The 229-nt window shown below is 36.2% G+C and carries 1 pseudogene; it reads left to right on the forward strand.

Annotation, left to right across the window (positions count from 1 at the left end):
* Nucleotides 1-25: 25 nt before the first annotated feature.
* Nucleotides 26-229 (forward strand): annotated as a pseudogene (locus ACLUXO_RS10440) (pyridoxal phosphate-dependent decarboxylase family protein); the annotation flags it as partial.

Consider the following 229-nt stretch of genomic DNA (forward strand, 5'->3'; position numbering starts at 1 on the left):
CCTAAATCACCTCATAAAAGAACTAATTAACTGGAAAACGAATAATTCTTTTGTGCATGGTTCTAGCAACATCGATTCTTCTATAAGAACAGGAACTTTACCGCTTGACGGGCAAGTGCTAAATGATTCTATTGAGGAAGTGATTGACTCACTCGATCGAAATATAAACTTTTCGAGTAACAAATTTATGGGCTTTCCAGATTCTGGAAATTCACTTGCTGGATTAGCA

Source organism: Lactobacillus delbrueckii subsp. bulgaricus, assembly GCF_046938665.1.
Classification (GTDB): domain Bacteria; phylum Bacillota; class Bacilli; order Lactobacillales; family Lactobacillaceae; genus Lactobacillus; species Lactobacillus delbrueckii_C.